This window comes from Paucibacter sp. B51 (assembly GCF_027863535.1).
Lineage (GTDB): Bacteria > Pseudomonadota > Gammaproteobacteria > Burkholderiales > Burkholderiaceae_C > Paucibacter_A > Paucibacter_A aquatilis.
Genome location: NZ_JAPIVN010000001.1, coordinates 2,286,703 through 2,309,820, shown reverse-complemented (window position 1 = coordinate 2,309,820; position 23,118 = coordinate 2,286,703). Strand labels below are relative to the sequence as shown.

Annotated in this window: 21 protein-coding genes; 4 read left to right on the top strand and 17 right to left on the bottom strand. The window is 66.7% G+C overall.

The genetic code is table 11. The features are described 5' to 3' along the window. Positions 1-12 precede the first annotated feature (12 nt). The 4 genes from OOB33_RS09840 to OOB33_RS09825 all read right to left on the bottom strand — a co-directional run bounded on the left by OOB33_RS09840 (position 13) and on the right by OOB33_RS09825 (position 3,828). On the bottom strand, positions 13-423 hold the full coding sequence (locus tag OOB33_RS09840) for a rhodanese-like domain-containing protein (protein ID WP_102767735.1): 411 nt from the start codon (positions 421-423) through the stop codon (positions 13-15). A gap of 133 nt (positions 424-556) precedes the next feature. Beyond that, positions 557-2,071: a methyl-accepting chemotaxis protein gene (locus OOB33_RS09835; RefSeq protein ID WP_102767736.1), complete on the bottom strand. Its 1,515-nt coding sequence runs from the start codon at positions 2,069-2,071 to the stop codon at positions 557-559. A 57-nt stretch (positions 2,072-2,128) separates the two neighbouring features. Continuing rightward, a complete protein-coding gene (locus OOB33_RS09830; RefSeq protein ID WP_223696471.1) occupies positions 2,129-2,581 on the bottom strand; it encodes a hypothetical protein in 453 nt (150 codons plus the stop codon). Between the two features lie 14 nt (positions 2,582-2,595). After that, positions 2,596-3,828, bottom strand: coding sequence for a hypothetical protein (locus tag OOB33_RS09825; protein WP_133155159.1), 1,233 nt, complete (start codon positions 3,826-3,828; stop codon positions 2,596-2,598). A gap of 197 nt (positions 3,829-4,025) precedes the next feature. Between OOB33_RS09825 and gpmA the strand changes: the two genes are divergently transcribed. Further along, on the top strand, positions 4,026-4,769 hold the full coding sequence (gene gpmA, locus OOB33_RS09820; RefSeq protein ID WP_102769582.1) for a 2,3-diphosphoglycerate-dependent phosphoglycerate mutase: 744 nt from the start codon (positions 4,026-4,028) through the stop codon (positions 4,767-4,769). Positions 4,770-4,790: 21 nt separating this feature from the next. Here the strand turns inward: gpmA and OOB33_RS09815 are convergent, their stop codons facing one another. The 10 genes from OOB33_RS09815 to OOB33_RS09770 form a co-directional block, all read right to left on the bottom strand. Continuing rightward, positions 4,791-5,906 carry an HD-GYP domain-containing protein gene (locus OOB33_RS09815; protein WP_102767738.1) on the bottom strand — a complete coding sequence of 372 codons (1,116 nt, stop codon included), beginning with the start codon at positions 5,904-5,906 and terminating at the stop codon, positions 4,791-4,793. A 160-nt stretch (positions 5,907-6,066) separates the two neighbouring features. Next, positions 6,067-7,218 (bottom strand): HD-GYP domain-containing protein, encoded by a 1,152-nt coding sequence (locus OOB33_RS09810; RefSeq protein WP_171825582.1) that lies wholly within the window; start codon positions 7,216-7,218, stop codon positions 6,067-6,069. 74 nt (positions 7,219-7,292) lie between these two features. Further along, positions 7,293-8,192 (bottom strand): ribose-phosphate diphosphokinase, encoded by a 900-nt coding sequence (locus tag OOB33_RS09805; protein WP_271008515.1) that lies wholly within the window; start codon positions 8,190-8,192, stop codon positions 7,293-7,295. A gap of 16 nt (positions 8,193-8,208) precedes the next feature. Further along, positions 8,209-9,798 carry a thymidine phosphorylase family protein gene (locus tag OOB33_RS09800; RefSeq protein ID WP_271008514.1) on the bottom strand — a complete coding sequence of 530 codons (1,590 nt, stop codon included), beginning with the start codon at positions 9,796-9,798 and terminating at the stop codon, positions 8,209-8,211. A gap of 58 nt (positions 9,799-9,856) precedes the next feature. After that, positions 9,857-10,594, bottom strand: coding sequence for a lysophospholipid acyltransferase family protein (locus OOB33_RS09795; protein ID WP_271008513.1), 738 nt, complete (start codon positions 10,592-10,594; stop codon positions 9,857-9,859). 1 nt (position 10,595) lies between these two features. Further along, the gene (locus OOB33_RS09790) at positions 10,596-11,909 is read right to left on the bottom strand and encodes a dihydroorotase (protein WP_102767743.1); all 1,314 of its coding nucleotides are present in this window, start codon (positions 11,907-11,909) and stop codon (positions 10,596-10,598) included. A gap of 145 nt (positions 11,910-12,054) precedes the next feature. Then, positions 12,055-13,017: an aspartate carbamoyltransferase catalytic subunit gene (locus OOB33_RS09785; RefSeq protein ID WP_102767744.1), complete on the bottom strand. Its 963-nt coding sequence runs from the start codon at positions 13,015-13,017 to the stop codon at positions 12,055-12,057. A gap of 5 nt (positions 13,018-13,022) precedes the next feature. Continuing rightward, on the bottom strand, positions 13,023-13,523 hold the full coding sequence (pyrR, locus tag OOB33_RS09780) for a bifunctional pyr operon transcriptional regulator/uracil phosphoribosyltransferase PyrR (RefSeq protein ID WP_102767745.1): 501 nt from the start codon (positions 13,521-13,523) through the stop codon (positions 13,023-13,025). After that, the gene (gene ruvX, locus OOB33_RS09775; RefSeq protein WP_102767746.1) at positions 13,520-13,951 is read right to left on the bottom strand and encodes a Holliday junction resolvase RuvX; all 432 of its coding nucleotides are present in this window, start codon (positions 13,949-13,951) and stop codon (positions 13,520-13,522) included. Before ruvX ends, pyrR begins: the two co-directional genes overlap by 4 nt. Then, positions 13,948-14,526, bottom strand: coding sequence for a YqgE/AlgH family protein (locus OOB33_RS09770; RefSeq protein ID WP_271008512.1), 579 nt, complete (start codon positions 14,524-14,526; stop codon positions 13,948-13,950). The genes ruvX and OOB33_RS09770 overlap by 4 nt, the downstream gene beginning before the upstream one ends. Before the next feature lie 33 nt (positions 14,527-14,559). Between OOB33_RS09770 and OOB33_RS09765 the strand changes: the two genes are divergently transcribed. Genes OOB33_RS09765 through OOB33_RS09755 form a run of 3 tightly spaced genes read left to right on the top strand, consistent with a single transcriptional unit; the run spans position 14,560 to position 16,647 of the window. Beyond that, entirely contained in the window at positions 14,560-16,059 is a 1,500-nt protein-coding gene (locus OOB33_RS09765) for a cryptochrome/photolyase family protein (RefSeq protein WP_271008511.1), read from the top strand. Between the two features lie 19 nt (positions 16,060-16,078). Beyond that, entirely contained in the window at positions 16,079-16,363 is a 285-nt protein-coding gene (locus OOB33_RS09760; protein ID WP_271008510.1) for a DUF2164 domain-containing protein, read from the top strand. Then, positions 16,360-16,647 carry a hypothetical protein gene (locus tag OOB33_RS09755; protein ID WP_102767750.1) on the top strand — a complete coding sequence of 96 codons (288 nt, stop codon included), beginning with the start codon at positions 16,360-16,362 and terminating at the stop codon, positions 16,645-16,647. The genes OOB33_RS09760 and OOB33_RS09755 overlap by 4 nt, the downstream gene beginning before the upstream one ends. 26 nt (positions 16,648-16,673) lie before the next feature. On the opposite strand, the gene OOB33_RS09750 is transcribed toward OOB33_RS09755, so the two are convergent. The 3 genes from OOB33_RS09750 to OOB33_RS09740 form a co-directional block, all read right to left on the bottom strand. Continuing rightward, on the bottom strand, positions 16,674-18,641 hold the full coding sequence (locus tag OOB33_RS09750) for a metallophosphoesterase family protein (RefSeq protein ID WP_271008509.1): 1,968 nt from the start codon (positions 18,639-18,641) through the stop codon (positions 16,674-16,676). A 201-nt stretch (positions 18,642-18,842) separates the two neighbouring features. After that, entirely contained in the window at positions 18,843-19,958 is a 1,116-nt protein-coding gene (locus OOB33_RS09745) for an alpha/beta hydrolase family protein (protein ID WP_271008508.1), read from the bottom strand. Positions 19,959-19,989: 31 nt separating this feature from the next. Beyond that, positions 19,990-23,085 carry an efflux RND transporter permease subunit gene (locus OOB33_RS09740; RefSeq protein ID WP_271008507.1) on the bottom strand — a complete coding sequence of 1,032 codons (3,096 nt, stop codon included), beginning with the start codon at positions 23,083-23,085 and terminating at the stop codon, positions 19,990-19,992. Positions 23,086-23,118 lie beyond the last annotated feature (33 nt).

Here is a 23,118-nt window from a genome sequence, read left to right as displayed (position 1 = left end):
AGCCGAGCCGACTCAGGCGCTCTTCTCGATCGGCAGGCTGGCTTCGCGCCAGGCATTCAGCCCACCGGCCAGGGGCTGGGCTTTCTCATAGCCCAGCTTGCGCAGTTGGGCCGCCGCGCGGGCCGCGCGGGCGCCGCTCTGGCAGACCACGATCACCGGCAGGCTCTTGTTGCTGGGCAGGCCTTTGTGCCCCTCCAGCGAAGCCAAAGGCACGTTGCGAGCGCCGGCGACATGGCCAGCAGCAAATTCGGCCGGCTCGCACACGTCGATCAAGACCGCCTTCTCGCGATTCATCAAACGCACCGCTTCGGCCGTGTTGACCGCAGCGCCCTGCGCGCCGCTCGCCAGCGTGGGCCAGAGCAAAAGGCCGCCCGAGGTCAACGCAGCCAAGACCAAAATCCAGTTGTCGAGCAAGAAGTTCAAAGGGCAGCGGCCGTGAGGCGTCCGTGAAAGAGTGGAGGCGGGATTATAGAAAGCCCGCCGGTGCGAAGCAGCGGCGGGCTGGAAGAAGGCCCTGGCACACCAGGGCTGTGCGCTCGGAGCGCGAGATTCGCGGTCAGCGCAGCTTGAAAGTGGCCACAGCCGCCTGCAAGGCCTGGGCCTGCTGCTCCAGGCTGCTGGCGGCAGCGGCGGCCTCCTCGACCAGTGCCGCATTCTGCTGCGTCATCTGATCGAGCTGCACCACCGACTGGTTGACCAGACCGATGCCCTGACTTTGTTCGCCGGAGGCCGCAGTCACCTCACCGATGATGTCCGACACCCGCTGCACACTGGCCACAATCTCGGTCATGGTGGCACCGGCGTCGCGCACCAGGCGGCTGCCCGACTCGACACGATCGACGCTGGCGCCGATCAAGGACTTGATCTCCTTGGCGGCTTCGGCCGAGCGCTGCGCCAGGGAGCGCACTTCGCTGGCCACCACGGCAAAACCGCGGCCCTGCTCGCCCGCACGCGCCGCCTCGACGGCAGCATTCAGCGCCAGGATGTTGGTCTGGAAGGCGATGCCATCGATCACGCCGATGATGTCGTTGATCTTCTTGGAGCTGGTGTTGATCTCTTCCATGGTCGAGACCACCTGAGCCACCACCTCGCCACCCTTGCGCGCCACGGTCGCGGCCGAACCAGCCAGTTGATTGGCCTGGGCTGCCGCTTCGGCGCTCTGACGCACGGTGTCGGTCAGGGTCTGCATATTGCCGGAGGTCTGCTCCAACGAAGTGGCCTGCTTCTCGGTCCGCACCGACAAGTCATGGTTGCCGACCGCGATTTCGCGTGAGGCCACCGACATGGAATCGGTGCCCATGCGCACATCACTGACGATGGCGGCCAGGCCTTGCGACATGGCGCGCACCGCATCCAGCAAGCTGCCTTCTGCGCCAGGTGCCACGTGAATGTCCTGGGACAGATCGCCATCGGCCATCTGACGCATCACATCGCGAGCGTATTCAGGCTCACCACCCAGCTGACGCCAGACGCTGCCGATCACCAGGAAGGATCCAACTCCCAGTGCCACCACCACAACCAAACCGCTGATCAGGATGGCGAAGAGACTGGCGGACACGCCACCTTCGGCCTTGTGCAGGCCGCTCTCGAAACCTTCGCTGGCATCGACACGAGCCGCCTTGACCTCGGCATCCAGGGTCTTGAGCGCGGCCTGCATCTTGGGAATCGCACCGGCTTGATCGCCTTGCTTGATACCAAGGAACAGCTCGGCCGTGTCCACCGAAGCCGCAAAGTAAGCATCAAAGCCCGACTTCAGCTTGGCGGCGGTATCCCCCTTGCCTTCGATCTTGGCGATGGCTTCCAGCAGCTTGCGAATGCTGCTGGCGCGCTCCTTCGCTTCATCCAGACGCTTCTTCTCGCCCTCGGCCACGGCACTTTGAATGGTGGCGCCCAATGCTTCCAGCTGGGCGGCCAGTTGCGTGGTGGCGTCCACATAGGGGTAGTGAACCTGACCTACGGCGTTGATGGCCGAGGAGGTGCGAGCCGAGAAGCCCCACACCACGGCAATGCCAATGGCAAAGATCAACGCTGCAAACACAGGCAAGAGCCAGATTCTGGTCTTTACATTCATTCGAACCTCCAGTGCTGATGCGCCGCGCCCGACGGCGCATCCAGGTTGAGCGTTGGATCAGTCTACGCTCAGGACCACCTTGACGCTGCCGTCCACGGCAGATTTCTCGATGTAGCCGATGGCATCGGGATTGGCCGCCACGAACTTCTTGACTTCGGCCGCCGAAGCCAGCTCTTTAGGCGGCGTGGCCTTGCCTGAAAAGACCAGGCGTGACCACGCGGCCTTGACCTGCGGGCCTTGCTTGCCGGTCACCTTGCTGTAGAACTGGTCGCGCACGGGCGAACCGTCGGGCAGATCGGTGGCTGCAGCCGCCGCACCGCTGGGCAGCACATTGGACTTGCCCAGGAAGATGGTGGCCACTTGATCGGCCGTCATGCTGGCCGTCGGGCTCTTGCTGTTGACGATCACTGCCACCTGAGCTTGTGCAGCCAGGGCCGAGAAACCCAATGCCATGCCGAAAGCCAGACGCAGAGCGCGCGAGTTCAGAGAGATCAGATGCTTGCGATTCATGTCAGGCCTCCGTCTCAAAACACGGTGTCCACAGCGATGCTGTAGACATTGACATTGCCGACCACGGTGCCGTTGACAGGCACCAGGAACAGACCTTGAGTCTTGGGCTGGATGCGTTCGTACTGCGCCTTGATCGCGATATTGCGGTAGGCGTCCCAACGCAGGCCCAAGCCGGTGGTTTTCTGGTCGGTGGCTTGTCCGGCCAGCACCAGGCTGACGCCCCCCTTCAGCTGGGCCAGCCCAGGCGTCGGCGCCGGGATATCGTTGACAGCGTTGGCGTCCGCCACCTTGAGCTTGGACAAGGTCAGGTAAGGCGTGAACTTGCCAAATCGGTGGCCCAAGGTGAAGTACCAGCCGTTGGTGTCAGAGACATAAGAGTCGGTGCGGCGCTGGGTGTACTCGAAATTGGCCAACCAGTCGCCTTGGTCATAACTGGCGCCGATGCCGGTGAACGTGGCCGTCTTGTTCGTGCCATCCAGCTCGTTGCCCAGAGCAGCAAAGCGCGGGCTCAACGCGGCCAGTTGCGGGTTGCGCAGACCGGCCACGATGGTGGCCAGAGTCGTGCTGTGCGCCGTCAGCTTGCTGCTGACATGGCCGACGCGCAGGGTCACGCCGCCTTCCAGCTCAGCGCTGGCGTTGACGCCCAAGACCTTGTCCAGCTCCACCTTGACGCCGGTGACATAGGACGAGGATTTGCCTCCGTAGAGTTGCGCCGTCACGGTGGCCGAGCCCAGCGAAGTTTGGTAGCTGACATCGGCACCGTCGAAATGGCTGACCGGCACCTGACCGTAGACATCCTGCGGCGGACGCAGCCAGGTGTTGGCGTAGCCCACATCACGGAAATCCGAAACCGCGAAGAACGGGCCGCCCATGCGGCCCAGGCGCAGGGCCAGATTCGGCGAGACCTGGGCCTTGACGAAGGCCCACTCCAGGCCCGGCGTGAACTTGCCCTTGCCGTCCTGCTTGGTCAGCACCTGCACGGTGCCCGAGAACATGGCGTTGGCGCGGGCTGTGACCTGCAAGCCCAACTTGCTGTCGACTTCGCCGGTGACCGAGGTGTCGGCGCCGCGCGGCTGGCTGTAGAGGGCGTACTTGCCGGTGTCCGAGCTGGACTTGACCAGACCCAAGGTGCCAAAACCGGAAAAGGAAAACGCAGAATCGCCGGCCGCCTGGGCTTGGGCGCCACCGGCCAGTGTGAGCAAGGCCAGGGCCACTGGCGTCAGGAACACAGCAGTTCCAATTCTCATGAATGTCTCCTTTATGAACAGCAAAAAACAGGCGTGCCGCACAAATGTGCGCCCAACGCCCAACTCTGTACAGACGTTGTCGGCCCCGACGCCACAGACTTGAGTACGAATCGCAAGCAAGCGTGAAGCATGACTTGCGATAGCGGGCCCGTAGAATCCAAGCAGCCCAAATCGGGCGGCCCTATCAAGCAATGTCCATGTACAAACTCGTGCTCATTCGCCATGGCGAATCCACCTGGAACCTCGAAAACCGTTTCACCGGCTGGACCGATGTTGACCTGACCCCCACCGGTGTGGAGCAGGCCAAACAGGCCGGGCGCTTGATCAAGGATGCAGGCCTTGACTTTGACGTGGCTTACACCTCGATGCTCAAGCGTGCGGTTTGGACGCTTTGGCATTGTTTGGATCAAATGGACCGCACCTGGTTGCCGGTCGTCCACAGCTGGCGCCTGAACGAGCGCCATTACGGCTCGCTGCAAGGTCTGAACAAGGCCGATATCGCCAAGCAGTACGGTGACGAACAGCTGCTGGTCTGGCGCCGCAGCTACGACACCCCGCCGCCGGCCATGGAACCCAGCGACCCGCGCAGCGAGCGCGGCGATCTGCGCTACGCCAAGATGGACCCCGAGGACATTCCGCTGACCGAGTGCCTGAAAGACACGGTGGCCCGCGTCCTGCCCTTCTGGGAAGGCAGCGTGGCTCCGGCCATCAAGCTGGGCAAGCGCGTGGTGATCGCCGCCCACGGCAACAGCATCCGTGCCCTGGTCAAGTACCTGGACGGCATTGGCGACAACGACATCGTTGGCGTCAACATCCCCAACGGCATCCCCTTGGTCTATGAGCTCGATGCCGATCTCAAGCCGATCAAGAGCTACTACCTCGGCGACGCCGAAGCCGCGGCCAAGGCAGCGGCCGCCGTGGCCAGCCAGGGCAAGGCCTGACCCCCGGGGCCGCAGGGCCCCTCAGGTGAGCAGGCCGTACAGCCGCTCCAGCGGTACGCGGCTGACCAAGGTCTTGTCAGACTCCAGCGCGGCGATCGAGAATTCGCGCTGAGCGCAGTCGCGTTTGGGCGTCTGGGTGATCGGCAAGCCTTTGCGATCGGTCAGAGCCGCCACCAGGGGCGTTGACATGCTGGCGCCCCGGCGGATCACCACCGCACGCTCGCCGCTGGCCAGATTGACCAGCTCGCCGGGCGGATAGATGCCCACCTCCTTGACCAGCGCAGCAACGAAGGGGCTGCCGGGCATCAAGGCGTAAGCCTGCCGCTCGGCCTCTTTGACCGCCAGGGCCGGGCGCGACTCGCGCCGGCTGATCTTGGCCATGAACACATCCATCAGGCGAAGCAGCTCGGCCAGCTCCGACACCTGACTCAAACCGCGCGGATAGCCCTGTCCATCGGCATGCTCGTGGTGCTCGCGCACCGCTTGCAGCCATTCCTCATCCTCAACCCCGGCGGCACGCAGCTGCGCCTCGGCCGTGTCCGGATGGGCACGCAGCTGGGCGCGCTGTTCTTCGGTCATGCGGCCGTGCACGGCAAAGCGCCCTTGCAGATCGACGATGCTGAGGTTCATGGTCAAGGCAGCCTGCACAGCCGTGAGCTGGCGGGCTTCGCTCCAGCCCAGGCGCTGGGCCAGCAGGAGCACGCCCGTGGCGACAAACATGGCATGGGTCAGCCCGTAGTTGCGCAGCTGATGCGACTCCTGGCGCGTGGCCTGGAACAAGGCCACATCGGGGTCGCGCTGCACCAGGCGGATCAGCTCCTGAGCCAGCTCCTCGCAGGCCGCCACAAAGCCCGCCTCGACGCTGACATTCTTCAACAGCACGTCCAGCGCCCAAGGCAGTTGGTTCCAGCGCGCGAACACCGTCGGCGTGGCCACCGCCACCTTGCGGCCGGCCGCCAGGGCCCTGATTTCCTCGACATCGGCATACATGCCGCGGCCCAGCAGCATCTCCAGCTGGGCGTCGCTGCGCAAGACCTGGCCGCATGCCAGCAGCAGGCTGCCCAGCTCATCACGCACATTGAAAGGCAATGGCTCACCGACGGTGAGCTGCTTGGCGACCAGCTTCAGCAACTGCATGATGCGGACTCCGTCGCTGTTTGATGTCCCGGGGCAGCCGGGCCTTCATGGCACCCCGTGCCGGCCTCACCAACGAGGCCGCACTTGTCGCTCCAGTCTACGCCGCTGCTGGCGGCCCGACCAGCGGCGCAGCCGCCGGCATCGCCCTGCAAGCAGGGGGTCAGTGCAGGGGATTCAAGGCATCCAGACCATGCAGGCCGTAGAGCCCGTAGAGCCGCTCGCTGGGCACGCGTGCGAGCAGACTTTTGTCGGGCACCACGGCCGCCACCGCATGCTCGGGCCGCGAGGTGTCGCGGCGCATGGGCACGGCGCAGGCCTTGCCCTGGGCATCGACCAGGGTCATCACCACGGGGCATTGCAGGCTGGCGCCGCGCCGCACCACCACGGCCAGCTCGCCGCTGGCCAGGCGCAGCAATTCACCCGGCGGGTACATGCCGAACTCCTTGATCAGCGCCGCCACCATGGCGTCGCCGGGGGCGGCCTCGTAGGTCTGGCGCGCGGCCAGCTTGATGTCCATGGCCGGCCGGCTGGTGCGGGCGCTGATCTTGGCCATGAAGACATCGACCAGGCGCAGCAGGCGCGCCAGCTCCTCCACCTCGGTCAGGCCGCGCGGATAACCGCGGCCACCCGCTTGCTCATGGTGCTGGGCCACGGCGACCAGCCATTCCTCATCGGCCGTGCCGGCGGCGCGCAGGCGCTTGGTGGCCTCCTCGGGGTGGCGGCGGATCTGCTCGCGCTGGCTCTCGGTCAGGCGGCCGCCGGCCATGGCATAGCGCCCCTGCAGCTCGATGATGCTGGCATTCATGGTCAGCGCTGCCTTGACGGCCGAGCGCTGGCGCGATTCCGCCCATCCGAGGCGCTGCGCCACCATCAGGCAGAGCGTGGCCACATGCAGGGAATGGGTCAGGCCGTAAAGGCGCAGTTGCTGGTTTTCCTGCCGCACCGACTGGTACAGCGCCACATCGCCATCCTGGCGCGCCAGGGTGATCAGCTCGGTGGTGACCTCATCGCAGTTGGCCAGGAAATGCTCGCTGTCGCCCAGGCTCTTGAGCATCAGATCCAGCGACCAGACCGCCTGCTGCCAGCGCGAGGCCAGCGAGGGCGGCTCGGCCGGCACGGCCTGCCCTGCTTGCAGGGCCTGCAGTTCCTGCACATCGGCAAACACGCCGCGCTCCAGCAGGGCCAGCAGCTGGGTCTGGCTGTAGACCTTCTGCCCGCAGGCCAGCAGCAGGCCGCCGGCGGCATCGCGCACATTGAAGGGCAAGGGCGCGCCCACCTGGATCTGTTCCGCCACCAGCTTCAGCAATTGCATCGCGCTCAGCCACTCCTCACTCAGCACGCTGTGGAAGGCCGGGCCCGAGACGGCAGCCCGGCCGCTTCAGTCCTTCACAACCAGCGCCGCAAGACCCCCGCCAGCAGCGGCACGATGCTAACGGCATTGCTGCCATGCGGCACGCTGTTGCTGCTCCAGACATGGCGCACGCCCGCGGCCTGCAGGGCCGGCAAGGCATCGCCGTTGAACAAGGCATGGGTCACGGCTACATCGACCGAGGCCGCCCCCCGGGCCAGCAAGCCCTGGGCCGCGCCGATCAGGGTGCGACCGGTCGAGGCCATATCGTCCAGCAGCACGATGGCCCGGCCGCTCACCTCGAGCTCCGGCAAGGCCAGCTCGACCTGGTGGTCGCCATGCCGCACCTTGCGGCCGATGGCATGGTCCAAGCCACCTGCGGCGGCGGCCTCGCTGACCCATTGCGCCGACTCTTCATCGGGCCCGATCAGCAGCGCGCCCGGCACATGCGCGGCAATCCAGGCACCCAGCACCGGTGCCACCGAGAGCGCAAAGCCGGCCCCTGCCGGCATCACCTCATCGAGGCTGGCGATGCGGTGCAGATGCGGGTCCAGGGTGATCACGTGGTTGAACTGCTGGGCCAGCAGGCGCGCGATATGGCGCTGGCTGACCGCCTCGCCGGGCGTGAACTCCATGTCCTGGCGCATATAGGCCAGGTAGGGCGAGACCAGCACCAGGCGATCGGCGCCCAGTTCGCGCGCGGTCGGCGCGGCAATCAAGAGCTCCACCAGCTTTTCATTGGGCTGCTGCAAGCCGCGCAGCAGGAAGACCGTGGGCGGCAGCGGCTTGGGCAGAACCAGGCGCAGCTCGCCATCCGGGAAGCGATGGCGGCGGATGAAGGCCAAAGGCACGGCCAGCGCGGCGGCCAGTTCCTCGGCCAACGCTCGCTCGTCCTCGAAGGCCAGCAACAGGGCCCGGGCATGCAGAAGATCGCTCATGGATGGCGAATCACTTTCAGAGAGAGAACAGGGAGCCGCTGGCAAATTCATGCGGCAGCTGGTCGAGCCGGCCGATCTGGCAGCCCGAGTCTTTTTCGGCCAGGTCGCGGGCAAACTGCAGATCGGCCTCGAACTGGGCGTGGATGCGGTAGAGCGGCTCGCCCGTCCGCACCGGGTCACCAAGCCGCTTGAGCAGCAGCAGGCCGGCGCCCGCCACCTGCGGCGCCCCGGCCAGGCGCGCCACGCGGGCGATGCGCAGGTTGTCGATGGCGATGACATGGCCCTCCGCCGGTGCCCGCACCTCGAAGCTCAGCGCCCCTACGGTCGGCATGTCCTGGCGGCGGCCCTGAGCATCGATGATGGCATTCATCTGCGCCAGGGCGCGGCCGCTTTCCAGGATGTCGCGGGCGATGGCATAGCCCTCGCCGCCGCGCACATCGGGGTCGAACTCGATCATGCGGCCGGCCAGTCGCAAGGCCTTCTGGCGCAGGTCCTGTGGCGCGGCGGGGTCGCACTGCAGCACCTGCATCACGTCCTGGGCCTCCAGCACCGGGCCGATGCCGCGGCCGATGGGCTGGCGGCCATCGCTGAGCACCACGTCGAGCTGCAGGCGCAGATGGCCGGCCACGTACTCAAACAACTTCTTGAGCCGCTGCGCCTCGACCATCGATCGCACCTTGGCGCTGGGCCCGACCGGGATGTCCAGCACCAGATGGGTGGAGCCGGCCGCGATCTTCTTGGAGAGGATGGAGGCCACCATCTGGCCGGGCGAGTCGATGGACAGCGGCCGCTCCACCGAGATCAGGATGTCATCGGCCGGCGAGAGATCGGCCGTGCCACCCCAGGCCAGGCAGGCGCGGGTGGCGCGCACGATCTCGACCATGCGCTCGAAACCCAGCTCCACATTCGCCAGCACCTCCATGGTGTCGGCCGTGCCCGAGGGTGAGGTGATGGCGCGCGAGCTGGTCTTGGGGCAGAGCATGCCGTGGGCGGCGACGATGGGCACCACCAGCATGGAAGTGCGGTTGCCCGGGATGCCACCGATGCAGTGCTTGTCCACCACGGGGCCAGCGCCGACCTGGCCCTTCCAGTCCAGGCGGCGGCCGACGGCAATCATGGCCTCGGTCAGGTGCAGCACCTCTTCGCGGTCCAGCTCGTACTGGTTGGTGGCCACCACAAAGGCGGCCAGCTCGATCTTGGAGTAACGCGCTTGCGCCACGTCACGGATGATGGCGGCCAGTTCCTCGCGGCCCAGGCGCTCGCCATTGATCTTGCGGTGCAAGGCGGCAATCGATCCCGGCGGCTCGGCATGGGCAATCGTGGCTGCATGGCCCTCGACCACGCCCAGGCGGGCAAAAGCCTCTTCGCTCAGGCCCAGCTCGCAGGCGCTGACGATGCGCTCGTCATCCACCACATTGAGCACCGCCAGGATGCTGCGCGGCCCCTGGCCGTTGCGGGTGTGGATCTCGACCTTGGACAGGGCCTGGAAGCCCGCTGCACGCACCACCGGGCAGTCGCGGTGCAGATAGGCCACGTTTTCGCGCCAGGTGTCGATGCCGACGCGGCGGATGGACAGCGAGCTCTTGGGCAGCGGGGTGACGCTCATCCGCCCACTTTAACGGAGTCGCGCGGCCTCACCCGGCCCCGCCTGCCAGGCTTTTGTGTCAATTCGCAGCCAGCGCTTCGGCGATCTGCTCGCGCACATGCTCAGCCAGGGCGCGGCGGTCGGCATGCGCGCTCTCCAGGGCCGGCAGGATCTGGATGTCGATGCCCACGCCGCGCGCCTTGAGCACGGTCCAGAGGCTGGCGATCATGGTGGTGTCGCCGATGAAGCGGGCTGAGCTGCTGAAGCGCTCGCCCGGCTCATGCCAGCGCAGGGCCAGAGGCTGGATCACTGTCTCGGTGGCGATGGCCGCCTGCAGCAGATTGCCGTGGAAAGGCAGCAGCTCGGGGCCGGCCCCGGTCGTGCCCTCGGGAAAGACGGCCACGGTGTCGCCTGCCTTGAGCGCATCGGCCATCTGGTGCACCACGCGCAGCGCGTCGCGCTTGCTGGCGCGCTCGATGAACAAGGTGCCCACGCCCTCGGTCAGCGCGCCCACCACCGGCCAATGCTTGACATCGGCCTTGGAGACGAAGCGCGCCTCGGGAAGCACCGCATGCACGGCCGCAATGTCCAGCCAAGACACATGGTTGGCGACGATCAGCTTGGGGCCCGGCCGGGCCTGACCCTGGAGCTGCAGGCCCACGCCCATCAGCGCCAGCATCTTGCCCGACCACCAGCGGATGCGGTGGTGGCGCTGCCCCAAGCTCAGGCTCGGGAACAGCAGCTTGATCATCAAGAGCCCGTGCAGCACATGCAGGACAAAGCGCAGCAAGCGCCAGGCGGCGAGCAGATTGCGCATTTCAGCGCGCAGCCGCGGCTTCGAAAGCCATATGGCCGGCCACCACCGTGTAGCGCACCTGGGCCGGCAGCTCGAAGCCGCTGATCTCGTAGGCAAAGGGCGTGTGCTTGCCCTGGCTGCTCAGGCGCTCGGGCGTGACCGCCCAGCTGGCGGCCGGGTCGAAGACGCAGACATCGGCGACGCCGCCCTCGACCAAGCGGCCCGCACTGGCGCCCAGCGAGCCCAGGGTGCTGCCCAGCACGCGCACCGGCGCGGCCGTGACCACGCCCAGGCTTTGCACCAGGGTCAGGCCGCTGTCCTGGCCCCAGCGCAGGGCCAGGCTCAGGAGCAGCTCCAGGCCGGTGGCGCCCGGCGTGGCTTCGGCAAAGGGCACGTTTTTCTCGTCGGGTGCGACCGGCATGTGGTCGGACACCAGCGCATCCAGCGTGCCATCGGCCAGGCCGGCGCGCAGGGCGTCGCGGTCGCGGCCCTGGCGCAGCGGCGGGTTCAGGCGCATGGCCGGGTTGAAGTAGCCGATGTCCACATCGCTGAGGTGCAGGGAGTTGATGGACACATCGGCCGTCACCTTGAGGCCCTCCTGCTTGGCCGCACGCACCAAGGCCACGCCGGCAGCGCTGGAGATGCGGCAGAGGTGGACGCGCGCACCGGTCGAGCGCATCAGCTCGAAGATGGTGTGCAAGGCCACGGTTTCGGCCGTCACCGGCACACCGGACAGGCCCAGGCGGGTGGCCACCGCGCCGCTGGCGGCCACGCCGCCGGACAGATAGGCATCGAGCGGGCGCAGCCAGACGGTGTAGTCGTAGGTGGCCGCGTACAACAGGGCGCGGGCCAGCACCAGGGTGTCACGGATGGGCTGGTCGGCCTGCGAGAAGCCGATGCAGCCGGCCTCGGTCAGCTCGGCCATCTCGGTCAGCGACTCACCGCTCAAATGCGTCGTCAGCGCGCCCAGCGGGAAGAGCCGGCAGCGGCTCAGCTTGCGGGCGCGGAACTTGAGCATCTCGACCAGGCCGGGCTCGTCCAGCACCGGGTCGGTGTCGGGCGGGCAGACCAGGCTGGTCACGCCGCCGGCGGCGGCCGCGGCCAACTCGCTCTCGAGCATGCCTTCGTGCTCATGGCCGGGTTCGCGCAGGCGCGCCGCCAGGTCCACCAGGCCCGGCGCCACCACCAGGCCGCCGGCCTCGATGACGCGCTCGGCCGAAAACTCACCGACATCGCCGAGGCCGACGATGCGGCCGTTGGCGATGGCCAGGTCGCCGATGCGGTCCAGGCCGCTGGCCGGGTCGATCAAACGCCCGCCTTTGATAAGAATCTTCACTTGCAGAACTCCTGTGCAGCAACACATGCCAGGCCATGAACCTCGCCGACTTCACCCAGCAGAGCCCGTGGAACCGGCTTTGCCGGGCCACTGGGCTCGCCCCCTTGAGGGGGAGGCGCGAAGCGCATCGGGGGTGGGCTCATCTTCATGCTTCGTTTCCAGCGAGGATGGACATGACCGCCATGCGCACGGCGATGCCGAAGGTCACCTGCGGCAGGATCACGCTTTGCGCGCCATCGGCCACGGTGGAGGCGATTTCCACGCCCCGGTTGATCGGGCCTGGGTGCATGACGATGGCGTCGGGCTTGGCCAGGGCCAGCTTCTCGGGCGTCAGGCCGAAGTTCTTGAAGAACTCGCCGGCGCTGGGAAGCATGGCACCACTCATGCGTTCGTTCTGCAGGCGCAGCATGATGATGACGTCGGCATCGCGCACGCCCTCGGCCATGTCGTGGCAGACGCGCACGCCCATGTCCTTGAGGTCGCCCGGCACCAGGGTCTTGGGGCCAACCGCGCGGATCTCGGGCACGCCCAGGATGTTGAGCGCATGGATGTCGGAGCGGGCCACGCGCGAATGCACGATGTCGCCGACGATGGCCACGGTCAGATTGCGGAAGTCCTTCTTGAAGTGCCTGATCGTGTACATATCGAGCAGGCCCTGGGTCGGGTGCGCATGGCGGCCGTCACCGGCGTTGACCACATGCACATGGGGCGCGCAATGCTGGGCGATCAGGTAGGGCGCGCCCGATTCGCTGTGGCGCACCACGAACATATCGGCATGCATGGCCGAGAGATTGGCCACCGTGTCCAGCAGGGTCTCGCCCTTGGCGGTGCTGGAGCGGGCGATGTCGAGGTTCAGCACATCGGCCGACAGGCGCTTGGCCGCGATCTCGAAGGTGGTGCGGGTGCGGGTGCTGTTCTCGAAGAACAGGTTGAACACCGACTTGCCGCGCAGCAGCGGCACTTTCTTGACCTCGCGGTCGTTGACCGAGAGGAAGGTGCCGGCGGTGTCCAGAATCTGGTGAATGATGGCCTGGGGCAGGCCTTCAATGGACAAGAGGTGAACCAGCTCACCGTGCTTGTTCAGCTGGGGGTTGCGTTTGGAGAGCATGGCGTTCAGCCTTCCTTGACATCAAAACTGAAACGGCCGTCCTCGCTCTTGGCCAGGCGCAGACGCTGTTCGGCCGGCAGGTGCACGCGCGCGGCCGAGAAGGCCGGCTCGATCGGCAGCTGGCGCCCGCCACGGTCCACCAGCACCGCCAGGGTGACGCTGGCCGGGCGGCCGAAATCGAAGAGCTCGTTGATCACGGCGCGCGTGGTGCGGCCGGTGTAGAGCACATCGTCGATCAGGACGATGTGGCGGCCTTCCACCTCGAAAGGCAGCTTGGTGTGGTCGGCCTTGGCCGACATGCCTTTGGAGCCGAAGTCATCGCGATGCAGGGAGCTGGAGATCACGCCGGCCTGGCCGGCCAGACCCAGATCGCGCTGCAGCCGCTCGGCCAGCCAGGCGCCGCCCGACCAGATGCCCACCAGCGCCGCCTCAGGCTGCCAGAGTTTTTGCACGCCGCGCAGCAGATCGGCATAGATCGCCTCGGCATCCAGTAGCAAAGTGCTCATGTGTTCTCTCTGAAAAACTGTTCAAGAATCAGGGCGGCCGCGGCCGAATCGACATCGCGCGCGCCCTGGCTCTCGGCCTCGACGCTGGTGTAGCGCTCGTCCACCTCGAAGACGGGCAGGCGCAGGCGGCTCTTCAGCTGGCGGCCAAATTTGCGCGCGCGGGCGGTGATCTCGTGTTCGGCACCGTCGGGGTGGAAGGGCACGCCGATGACCAGGGCCTGGGGCTGCCACTCACGCACCAACTTCTCGATCGCCTGCATGCGCGCCTCGCCCTCAACGGCGATGTGGCGCTGCGGCTCGGCCTGGCCGGTGAAGCGGCTGCCATAGGCCACGCCGACGCGGCGGCTGCCATAGTCAAAAGCCAGGGCCGTCTGCACGGCGGCGGCGGCCGGTGCGGGAATGGGGGTCGCTGGGGCCGGCGCGGTCATGCGTGACCGGCCTCTTGGCTCAGCATGCGCGGGTCCACGCCCAACAGACCGAGCGCACGCTCATAGCGCTGTTCCACCGGGGTGTCGAAGATGATGTTGGGCTCGGCGTCCACCGTCAGCCAGCCATTGCGACCGATTTCTTCTTCCAGCTGGCCGGCGGCCCAGCCGCTGTAACCCAGGGTGACCAGCACGCGGCGCGGGCCGGCGCCGTTGGACAAGGCCTCCAGCACATCGCGGCTGGTGGTCATTTCCAGGCCACCAGGCACCGCCAGGGTGGCGTTGTAATGCTTGCCCTCGGCGTCCAGAGGCTCGTGCAGCACGAAACCGCGCTCGGTCTGCACCGGGCCGCCGTAGTAGACGGCGGTGGCTGCCAGCGCCTCGCTGGGCGGGCTCAGCTCGACCTTTTCGAACAGGCTGCCCAGGGTCAGGGAGATGGGCTTGTTGATGACCAGGCCCAGCGCCCCTTTTTCATTGTGTTCACAGAGGTAGATGACGCTGCCGGCGAAGGCCTCGTCGGCCATGCCCGGCATGGCGATCAGGAACTGGTTGGCGAGGACGATCCGATCTTGAGGCATGCAGGCATTTTATTCGCGGGCGACACTATCGGGATGACGCGCCCAATAAATGCCCCCGATCAAACTCCCGCCCCCACCGGCAGCGTGCCACGCGCCCTGGTCTGGTTCCGCCGCGACCTTCGCCTGGACGACCAAGCCGCCCTGCACCGGGCCCTACGGGCCGCGGACCAGGTCTTCTGCGTCTTCGTGCTGGACCGCGACATCCTCGACGCCCTGCCCCGCAGCGACCGCCGGGTCGACTTCATTCTGCGCAGCCTGGTCGAGCTGGACGCCGGCCTGCGCGCGCTCTGCCCCGGCGGCGGCCTGATCGTGCGCCATGGCCGGGCAGCCGAGGAGATCCCGCGCCTGGCGGCCGAGCTGGAAGTGCAGGCGGTGTTCTGCAACCACGACGACGAGCCCGCGGCCCTGTCCCGCGACGCCCAGGTGGCCGAAGCCCTGGCCAGCTTTGCCTGCCAGCTGCGCACGTTCAAGGACCATGTGGTGTTCGAGCGCAGCGAGGTGCTGACCGGCGCAGGCAAGCCCTACGGCGTGTTCACCCCCTACAAAAACGCCTGGCTGCGCCAGATCAACGACTTTTATCTGCGCAGCTATCCCGTAGCGCGGCACGCGGCGGCCCTGGCCCCCACGGCCCTGGCCCGCGGCGTACCCAGCCTGGCCGAGATCGGCTTCGAGCCCACCGATCTGAGCCCGCATCTGGGCGCGGGTGCCTCCGGCGCCGAGGCCTTGTTCGAGGAGTTTCTCGACCGCATGGACCAGTACGAGGCCTCGCGCAACTTCCCCGCCGTCAAGGGCCCCAGCTACCTGAGCCTGCACCTGCGCTTTGGCACCATCTCGATCCGGCGCCTGGCGCGCGAGGCCTGGCAGCGCGCCCAGGGCGGCGACCGTGGCGCCGAGGTCTGGCTCTCCGAGCTGATCTGGCGCGATTTCTACCACCAGGTCATGCACCACCACCCGCATGCCATGGTGCGGGCCTTCCGACCCGAGTACGACGCCATCACCTGGGACAGCGGCCCGGCGGCCGATCATCTGTTCGAAGCCTGGTGCGAGGGCCAGACCGGCTACCCCCTGGTCGATGCCGCCATGCTGCAGCTGAACCAGAGCGGCTATATGCACAACCGCCTGCGCATGGTGACGGCCTGCTTCCTGATCAAGGACCTCGGCATTGATTGGCGGCGCGGCGAGGCGTACTTCGCCGAGAAGCTGCTGGACTTCGACCTCGCCGCCAACAACGGCGGCTGGCAATGGGCCTCGTCCAGCGGCTGCGACGCCCAGCCCTACTTCCGCATCTTCAACCCGGTCACGCAGAGCGAGAAGTTCGACCCCGAAGGCAAGTTCATCAAGCGCTACCTGCCCCAACTGGCCAAGCTGCCGCCCAAGCTGATCCACGCGCCCTGGCTGGCCAAGCCGCTGGAGCTGGAAGCCTGCCGCGTGGTGCTGGGCCGCGACTACCCCACGCCCATCGTGCGCCACGACGAGGCCCGCGCGGCCACGCTGGCGCGCTATGCGGTGGTCAAATCGCGAGCCATTGAGTGAGCAAGGCCAACGACACACCATGAGCATCGAAATCCCCAAAGCCGCCCGCGAACAAGCGATTCGCTCGATCGAGCGCTACTTCGAGCACCACATGGACGACCCCATCGGCAATATCGCCGCCGGTGGCCTGCTGGGCTTTTTCCTGGAAGAGATCGGCCCGCTGATCTACAACCAGGCGGTGGCCGATGTGCAGGAGCGCATGCAGCAACGCGTGGCCGAGCTGGACATCGAAGTCCACGAGGACGAGTTCCAGTACTGGCGCAAGTTCGAGGGCAAGATCATGGCGCGAGGCAAGAAGCCATGAACAAGCCCGCCGCACCGGCAGAGGACGGCGAGGACTTCAACCCGGCCCCGACCCGCCCATTCGATCTGGGTTTCAGCCACCGCGAGCGCAAGGACGGCAGCCTGGAAGTGCTGCGCGAGGGCCGCCAGGCGGCCCTGCTGCGCGGCAACCGCGCCATGGCCCTGCTTCACATCCTGAACACCGGCAGCTTCGAGCAAGGCCAGCAGGCTATGGCCAAGATCACCGGCAACTACAAGCGCGGCAACGAGGGCCAGGCCGCTCGCCACCCGCGGCGCACCGGCTGAAGGCAGACAAGACGGCTTTCCCTCGATCAAGGGCGCGCGATCAGCGCAAAACGTCCTTCGCGCGGGCTGCGCAGCCAGAAGGCCTTCTTCGCCGCGTCATAGCCGGCCACACCCTCGGCCAGCGAGCAGCTGGCCGCCACATCGGGCGGCGTGCCGAGCAGGAATGCTGGCACATAGGCGCGCTGGCTCAGGCAGGCGGTCGTGGCGACCGGCCGCCAAGCACCGCTGACCGGGTCCAGGCGGGCCAGCATCAGCTGCTCCGGCTTGCCATCCTTGGGCAGGCTGAACTCGAGCACAAAGGGATCGCCCTGGCCATCGGCCGCCAGACTCCAGCTGCCACTGGCCCAGGACGGCAGTTGCACCGGTCGCTTGCCTTGCTCGCTGCCATCGCCCAAAGAACCGGGCAGGCCGGTGCTGGCGCGGATGTCCTTGCTGCGACCATATGGGTCAATGTAGGTGCCGCCCTGGCCAGCGGTGCCACTGACATTGAGCACTTCGGAAACCGTGCCTTCGGCTTTGGCTTCCCAGGACAGGATCAGTTGCTTCTTCAGATCGATGGTGGTGGCGCGCACCTCAACCTCTTCGTCGGGCGTCCCGACCTTGATCAGGCGCGCGCGTTGGCTGTTGTTCAAGTTCGGGCGCCAGCTTTCATGGGCCACGAACATATAGCGCTGCATCAGCGACAGCATCTCGCGGTTGTTGGCCGCCTCGGTCTTGCCGGCCTCGGCGCTCATGGTGCGACTGCGGGTGTCGTGACGGTTGAAAGTGAGGTTCTCGCCGTCGAGCACGCGGGCCGATACACCTTGCGGTGATGGGCAGGGGCTGCTGCGATAGTTGGTGTCGTAGGCGTTGTTGCGCTGAATCTCGACCGGGAAACTGGCCGGGAAGACGACCTTCTCGCAGCGTGCCGCACTGCGCCGGAAGCGATCGAAGAGCTGCCATTTGGGCTGGGCCAGTTCCTTGGGGCCGTCTTCGTTTTTCATCACGCTGTGCTCGGCATACCAGGCCTTGAAGTCCAGCACATCGTCCTTGAAATCCAGGATGGATGCGTTCACATCCAAGGTGCCGGTGGCCTCGGTGCGGGCCTTGAGCATCAAGGTGTTCTGCACCAGCTCATGCTCGCCAAAGCGATTCTCGTAGCCCTTGTAGGAGGCACTGCCGGAGACGATCTGCATGAAATTGCGCTGCGCCGGATCACGGATCAGGCTGCGCGCGTACAGATGCTCGTGCCCGGAGACATAGACCACCTCATGCTCGGCCAGCAGCTTGCGGTATTTGTCGTACACCGCCTTGAAGGCCACATCACCCTCTTCCGACTTGTAGCCTTCGACAATGCGCTCACGCAACAGGCCATACTTGTTGCCGACAAACGAGTTGTGGGTTTGCAGCACGATATGGCGTGCCTTGGCCTTGTGCTTGAGGATGGTCTGCTCGACAAAATCGTAGGCGAACGGCATCCAGCCGTAAGAGACATTGATCAGCAGCACGCCGTTGCGCAGCACGGCGTAGTTCTTGTTCCGTGCGCCCGACATGTGCTCGGCATCGGCCGGGATGAAATCGGCGACAAGATCATGCCAATCCTGATCCATGCCCTTGTTGTCGTGGTTGCCCATGATGGGCAGAAAGGTCAAGAAAGGCTTGTAGGCCTCAGCCACCTCTCGCCATTGGCGATACTCGGCGGCCGACCCGTTCTCAGCCAGATCGCCGACCACCAGAACCACATCGACCTTCTGCTGCTTGTACAGCTCCAGCAGCGCACGCATGGGGTGAACCGACACATTCGAACCACCGCCCTGGGTGTCAGGCAACAGGGCGACCTTCAAGGCCTTGGCTTCGGCTGGCGCAGGTGCCGGCGCCGGTGCTGGGGCAGGCACTGGCGCCGGACTGGGCGCATCACCGGAGCCGCCGCAGGCGCTCAGCAGCAGGGGCAGGCTGGCCAGCAAGACCTGGCACCCGCGTGGGGTCAGGGCGGACTTCTTGTTCGTCATCATCATGGTCGTGGCGTTCTCGGGTCGAGGAGAAAGAAAGCCGCGATGGTGCGCAGCCGCCATGACACATCCGTGAAGCGCAGTGCGCTTCGGCACCCCCGCACACCGATGCCAACCAAGCCTCGCACAGGCGTGCGGGCTGCGAGTCAATCCCCTGCCCGCCTGAGCCAAACGGCACAAGGCGCGGCATCCAGCCGCAGCCTCGCCTCAGGCCATGCCCGCCGCCGGCTGCCAGCGTTGCAACAGAGCTCCATAACGCGCGTTCCAGCGGGACAGCCCCTCCTTGCGCCCGACGAAGACGTGGTCAAGAAAAGCCAGCGACAACTCACGCGTGGCCACCTTGACCTTGGGGTTGAGGCTGACGCCACCCGTGCCGCTGCGATCGGTGAAGATGCTGTGCGAGCCGCCTTCGAACATGGCCAAGGCCTTGCTCGGACCGCCCATGGCCTCGAAGACCTTGATGCGATCCTCGGCGGCGGAGTAATAGCCCGGCACCTGGATCACATCCTGGGTGGCGGTGATGTGCAGGCTGGGGATGCGCACGTCCTGCAGAATGGGCGCCAGATCGCTCTCGCCGTAAAACGGCGGCGCCGAGATCAGGATGGCCGCCTTGATGCGGGGCTCCAGCAAGGGCAAGACCTGACCCTGGCGCTGCACCCGCGCGCCAGCCAGCAGCATGGTGGTGTTGGCGCCGTAGGAATGCCCGGCGGCGGCAATGCGCTGCGGGTCGATCCGCTCGCCGAACTCGCTGGCCAGCAGCTGATCCAGGGCAAAGCGCACATCGGCCACCCGGTTCAAGGCCTCGCTTTCCTTGGCGGCATCCTGGAGGCGGCCGACCAGGCTGAAGGGGTTGCCGGTCCACAGGCCGCGGTCGCTGCCCACATGCTGGACATGGAGGCTGGCCACCCCCTGCGAAGCCAGGTAGGCACCCAGATAGCTGTAGCCCCGCCGAGAACCGCCCAAGCCGTGCGAGAAGAGCAGCAAGGGCAGGCCGGCGGCCGAGCCCGTGGACTCCGCAGCACCCGCGCTTTCCGCCGGCAGGTACAGCCGCACCGGCACCGGGCGCTGTCGGGCCAGGTCTTGCCAGTCCAGATCGTGGGCCTCGAACAGGCGGCTGGGCACGCTGACCTCGGCAAATTCGGGCGCACTCGCCGGGGGCGCCGCCGCCCTCGCCTCGCCCAGGCCGGCGGCAGACTCGGCAACCTCGGGCTTGCAGCCCGCCAGGGCGCCGAGCGCCAGGACCGCCCCCAGGCCGAGCCCCAGGCTCAGACGGCGGCGCGATGCATCAGGCAACAAGGGTTCGGGGGCTGGATCAATGGGCATGGGATTTCAGCTGGGGTTGGAGAGCAAAAACTCAAGCCGGGTCCGTCGCTGCGGCCGCGTTGGCGCGCGGCTTGCGCCGCAGCAGGCGCCCGCACAGCTGGATCAAGTCATCCACATAGCTGAACACCACCGGAATCACCAGCAGGCTCAGGAAGGTGGAGGTGATCAGCCCGCCGATCACAACGATGGCCATGGGGGCGCGGAAGCTCGGGTCCACGCCCAGGCCCAGGGCGATGGGCAGCATGCCTGCGCCCATGGCGATGGTGGTCATGATGATGGGGCGGGCGCGCTTGTGGCAGGCGTCGAGGATGGCCTCGAAACGCGGCATGCCATGGTCGCGCCTGGCGATCACCACATAGTCCACCAGCAGGATGGAGTTCTTGGTGGCAATGCCCATCAACATGATCAGGCCGATCATGGACGGCATGGACAGCGCCGTGTGCGTGACGTACAGCGCCAGAAAGGCCCCGGGGATGGACAGCACGAGCGCGGCCAGGATCGTCACCGGCTGCACAAAGTCCTTGAACAGCAGCACCAGCACCACATAGATGCAGAGCACGCCGGTCAGCATGGCAAGGCCGAAGCTGGCGAACAGCTCACCCATGGCCTCGGCGTCGCCGACCGAAGTCTGCATCACGCCCGGCGGCAGGTTCTTGAGACTGGGCAGGGCCAGGGCCTTCTGCTCGGCCTCGCCCAGGGGCACGCCATTCAACTCGATCTCGAAGTTGATGTTGCGCATGCGGTCATAACGGTCGATCTGGGCGGGTCCGCTGGCGATCTCCAGCGTGGCCACATTGCCCAGGGGCACCGGCCCATGTTTGCCGGGCACCGGCAGGCGCGCGAGCAAGGCCAGGTCGGTGCGGGCCTCGGCCGGCAGCTTGACGACGATGGGCACCTGGCGCTGGGCCAGGTTGAGCTTGGCCAGAGCCTGGTCGTAGTCACCGGCGGTGGCGACCCGCAAGGTGTCGGCGATCGCCTCGGCGCTCACGCCCTGGTCAGCCGCGCGAGCGAAGTCGGGCCGCACGATCAGCTCGGGTCGCACCAGGCTGGAGGTCGAGTTGACCGCGCCGATGCCCGGGATGCTGCGCAGCTCGCGCTCGACCAACTGGGCATGCTCGCCCAGCACCCGGCCGTCTTCCCCGGCCAGCACCAGCACATACTTCTCGGCCGAGCCGCCAAAGCCGACCTTGATGCGGGCACCGGGCAGCACCTCCAACGCCTGGCGCAGCTGGGCCTCGATGTCCTGCTTGCTGACACCAGGGCGCTGCTTGCGCGGCGTCATATTGAGGGTCAGCGTGGCCTTGCGCACCTCGGCCACGCCTCCGCCGGCGAAGGGGTCGCTGCCGGCACTGCCGCCGCCGATGGCGGTGTAGATCAGCTTGACCTGCTTGTTGGCGGCCACGATCTGCCGTGCCTGCTCGGCCATGCGCGTGGTCTGGGCCAGGGTGCTGCCGGGCGGCAGGGTCACTGTGACCTGGGTCTGGCTCAGGTCATCGGGCGGCAGGAAGCCGGTGGGCAAGAGGCTCACCAGGAACAGCGAGGCTCCGGTGAACACCGCCGTCACGCCCAGCGTGATCAGACGGTGGCGCAGACACCAGGCCGCCCAGCGGGTGTAGGTGGCCAGCCAGCGCGGCTCGGCATGGGCCTTCTGCAGCGGCTTGAGGATGTAGGCCGCCATCATGGGCGTGAGCATGCGCGCCACCACCAGGGAGGCAAACACCGCGATCGCCGCCGTCCAGCCGAACTGCACGAAGAACTTGCCGGCAATGCCGCTCATGAAGGCGGTGGGCAGGAAGACCGCGATCAAGGTGAAGGTGGTGGCGATCACGGCCAGGCCGATCTCATCGGCTGCTTCCATGGCCGCCTGGTAAGGCGTTTTGCCCATGGCCAGGTGGCGCATGATGTTCTCGATCTCAACGATGGCATCATCCACCAGGATCCCCACCACCAAGGACAGGGACAGCAGCGTCACCGTGTTGACCGTGAAGCCCAGCCAGTACATCACGGCGAAGGCCGGGATCACCGACAGGGGCAAGGCCGTGGCCGCCACCAGGGTGGCACGCCAGTCGCGCAGGAAGAACCAGACCACGACGATGGCCAGCAGCGCGCCCTCGTAGAGCAGCACCATGGAGCCGTCGTAGTTCTCCTGCACCGGCTCCACAAAATTGAAAGCCTCGGCAAACTGGATCTCGGGGTGGGCGGCGCGCAGCTCTTCCACCGCCTTGGCCACACCGGCCGCCACCTCAACTTCACCAGCCCCGCGGGTGCGGGTGATCTCGAAGCCCACCACCGGCCGACCGTCAAGCTGGGCCCCCGAGCGGCGCTCGGCCACCGTGTCCTGCACCGTGGCCAGCTGATCCAGGCGCACACGCCGGCCATCGCTGAGCATGATGTCCATGGCCGCCAACTCCTGGGCCGTCTGCACGGTGGCCAGGGTGCGCACCGACTGCTCGATGCCACCGATGTCGCTGCGGCCACCCGAGGCCTCTTGCTGGATCTGGCGCAGCTGACGCGAGACTTCGCTGGCCGTGGCGTTCAGGGCCAGCAGGCGGGCGGGGTCCAGCTCGATGCGCACCTCACGGCTGACGCCGCCCACACGCGAGACCGCACCCACGCCACGCACGGCCAGCATGCGCTTGGCCACCTGGTTGTCGACAAACCAGGACAAGGCCTCGTCGTCCATGCGCTCGGCCGCCACGGTGTAGACCAGGATGGGCGTGCCGCTGAGCTCCATCTTGGAGATCACCGGGTCGCGCAGATCGGCCGGCAGGTCGGAGCGCACGCGCGAGACTGCGTCGCGCACATCGTCCACCGCCTGCTGGGTCGGTTTCTCGAGCCGGAACTCGGTGCTGACCATGACCACGCCGTCCTGGATCGTGGTGTAGATGTGCTTGACGTCCTGCAGCGTGGCCAGCTGGTTCTCCAGCTTGCGCGCCACCTGCGATTCCAGCTGCGCCGGCGAGGCACCGGGCAGGCTGGCCGTCACGGTGACGGTGGGCAGGTCGATGTCGGGAAAGTTCTGGATCTTCATCCAGCGGAAGCCCAGCAGACCGGCCAGGGTCAGCATGATGAACAGCAGAATGGCTGGAATCGGGTTGCGTATGGACGCGGAAGAAACGTTCAACATGATGGTGAGAGTCCTGATCCTGTGGAGGCGAGG

What these genes read in the sequence shown, in the direction of transcription:
- OOB33_RS09800 (WP_271008514.1), bottom strand. Translation starts at nt 9,798, where the DNA reads ATGAGCGTCACCCCGCTGCCCAAGAGCTCGCTGTCCATCCGCCGCGTC.
- OOB33_RS09745 (WP_271008508.1), bottom strand. Translation starts at nt 19,958, where the DNA reads ATGCCCATTGATCCAGCCCCCGAACCCTTGTTGCCTGATGCATCGCGC.
- OOB33_RS09750 (WP_271008509.1), bottom strand. Translation starts at nt 18,641, where the DNA reads ATGATGATGACGAACAAGAAGTCCGCCCTGACCCCACGCGGGTGCCAG.
- OOB33_RS09815 (WP_102767738.1), bottom strand. Translation starts at nt 5,906, where the DNA reads ATGCAGTTGCTGAAGCTGGTCGCCAAGCAGCTCACCGTCGGTGAGCCA.
- OOB33_RS09810 (WP_171825582.1), bottom strand. Translation starts at nt 7,218, where the DNA reads ATGCAATTGCTGAAGCTGGTGGCGGAACAGATCCAGGTGGGCGCGCCC.
- OOB33_RS09770 (WP_271008512.1), bottom strand. Translation starts at nt 14,526, where the DNA reads ATGCCTCAAGATCGGATCGTCCTCGCCAACCAGTTCCTGATCGCCATG.
- OOB33_RS09740 (WP_271008507.1), bottom strand. Translation starts at nt 23,085, where the DNA reads ATGTTGAACGTTTCTTCCGCGTCCATACGCAACCCGATTCCAGCCATT.
- OOB33_RS09795 (WP_271008513.1), bottom strand. Translation starts at nt 10,594, where the DNA reads ATGCGCAATCTGCTCGCCGCCTGGCGCTTGCTGCGCTTTGTCCTGCAT.
- OOB33_RS09830 (WP_223696471.1), bottom strand. Translation starts at nt 2,581, where the DNA reads ATGAATCGCAAGCATCTGATCTCTCTGAACTCGCGCGCTCTGCGTCTG.
- OOB33_RS09805 (WP_271008515.1), bottom strand. Translation starts at nt 8,192, where the DNA reads ATGAGCGATCTTCTGCATGCCCGGGCCCTGTTGCTGGCCTTCGAGGAC.
- ruvX (WP_102767746.1), bottom strand. Translation starts at nt 13,951, where the DNA reads ATGACCGCGCCGGCCCCAGCGACCCCCATTCCCGCACCGGCCGCCGCC.
- OOB33_RS09785 (WP_102767744.1), bottom strand. Translation starts at nt 13,017, where the DNA reads ATGCTCTCCAAACGCAACCCCCAGCTGAACAAGCACGGTGAGCTGGTT.
- pyrR (WP_102767745.1), bottom strand. Translation starts at nt 13,523, where the DNA reads ATGAGCACTTTGCTACTGGATGCCGAGGCGATCTATGCCGATCTGCTG.
- OOB33_RS09760 (WP_271008510.1), top strand. Translation starts at nt 16,079, where the DNA reads ATGAGCATCGAAATCCCCAAAGCCGCCCGCGAACAAGCGATTCGCTCG.
- OOB33_RS09755 (WP_102767750.1), top strand. Translation starts at nt 16,360, where the DNA reads ATGAACAAGCCCGCCGCACCGGCAGAGGACGGCGAGGACTTCAACCCG.
- gpmA (WP_102769582.1), top strand. Translation starts at nt 4,026, where the DNA reads ATGTACAAACTCGTGCTCATTCGCCATGGCGAATCCACCTGGAACCTC.
- OOB33_RS09765 (WP_271008511.1), top strand. Translation starts at nt 14,560, where the DNA reads ATGACGCGCCCAATAAATGCCCCCGATCAAACTCCCGCCCCCACCGGC.
- OOB33_RS09835 (WP_102767736.1), bottom strand. Translation starts at nt 2,071, where the DNA reads ATGAATGTAAAGACCAGAATCTGGCTCTTGCCTGTGTTTGCAGCGTTG.
- OOB33_RS09825 (WP_133155159.1), bottom strand. Translation starts at nt 3,828, where the DNA reads ATGAGAATTGGAACTGCTGTGTTCCTGACGCCAGTGGCCCTGGCCTTG.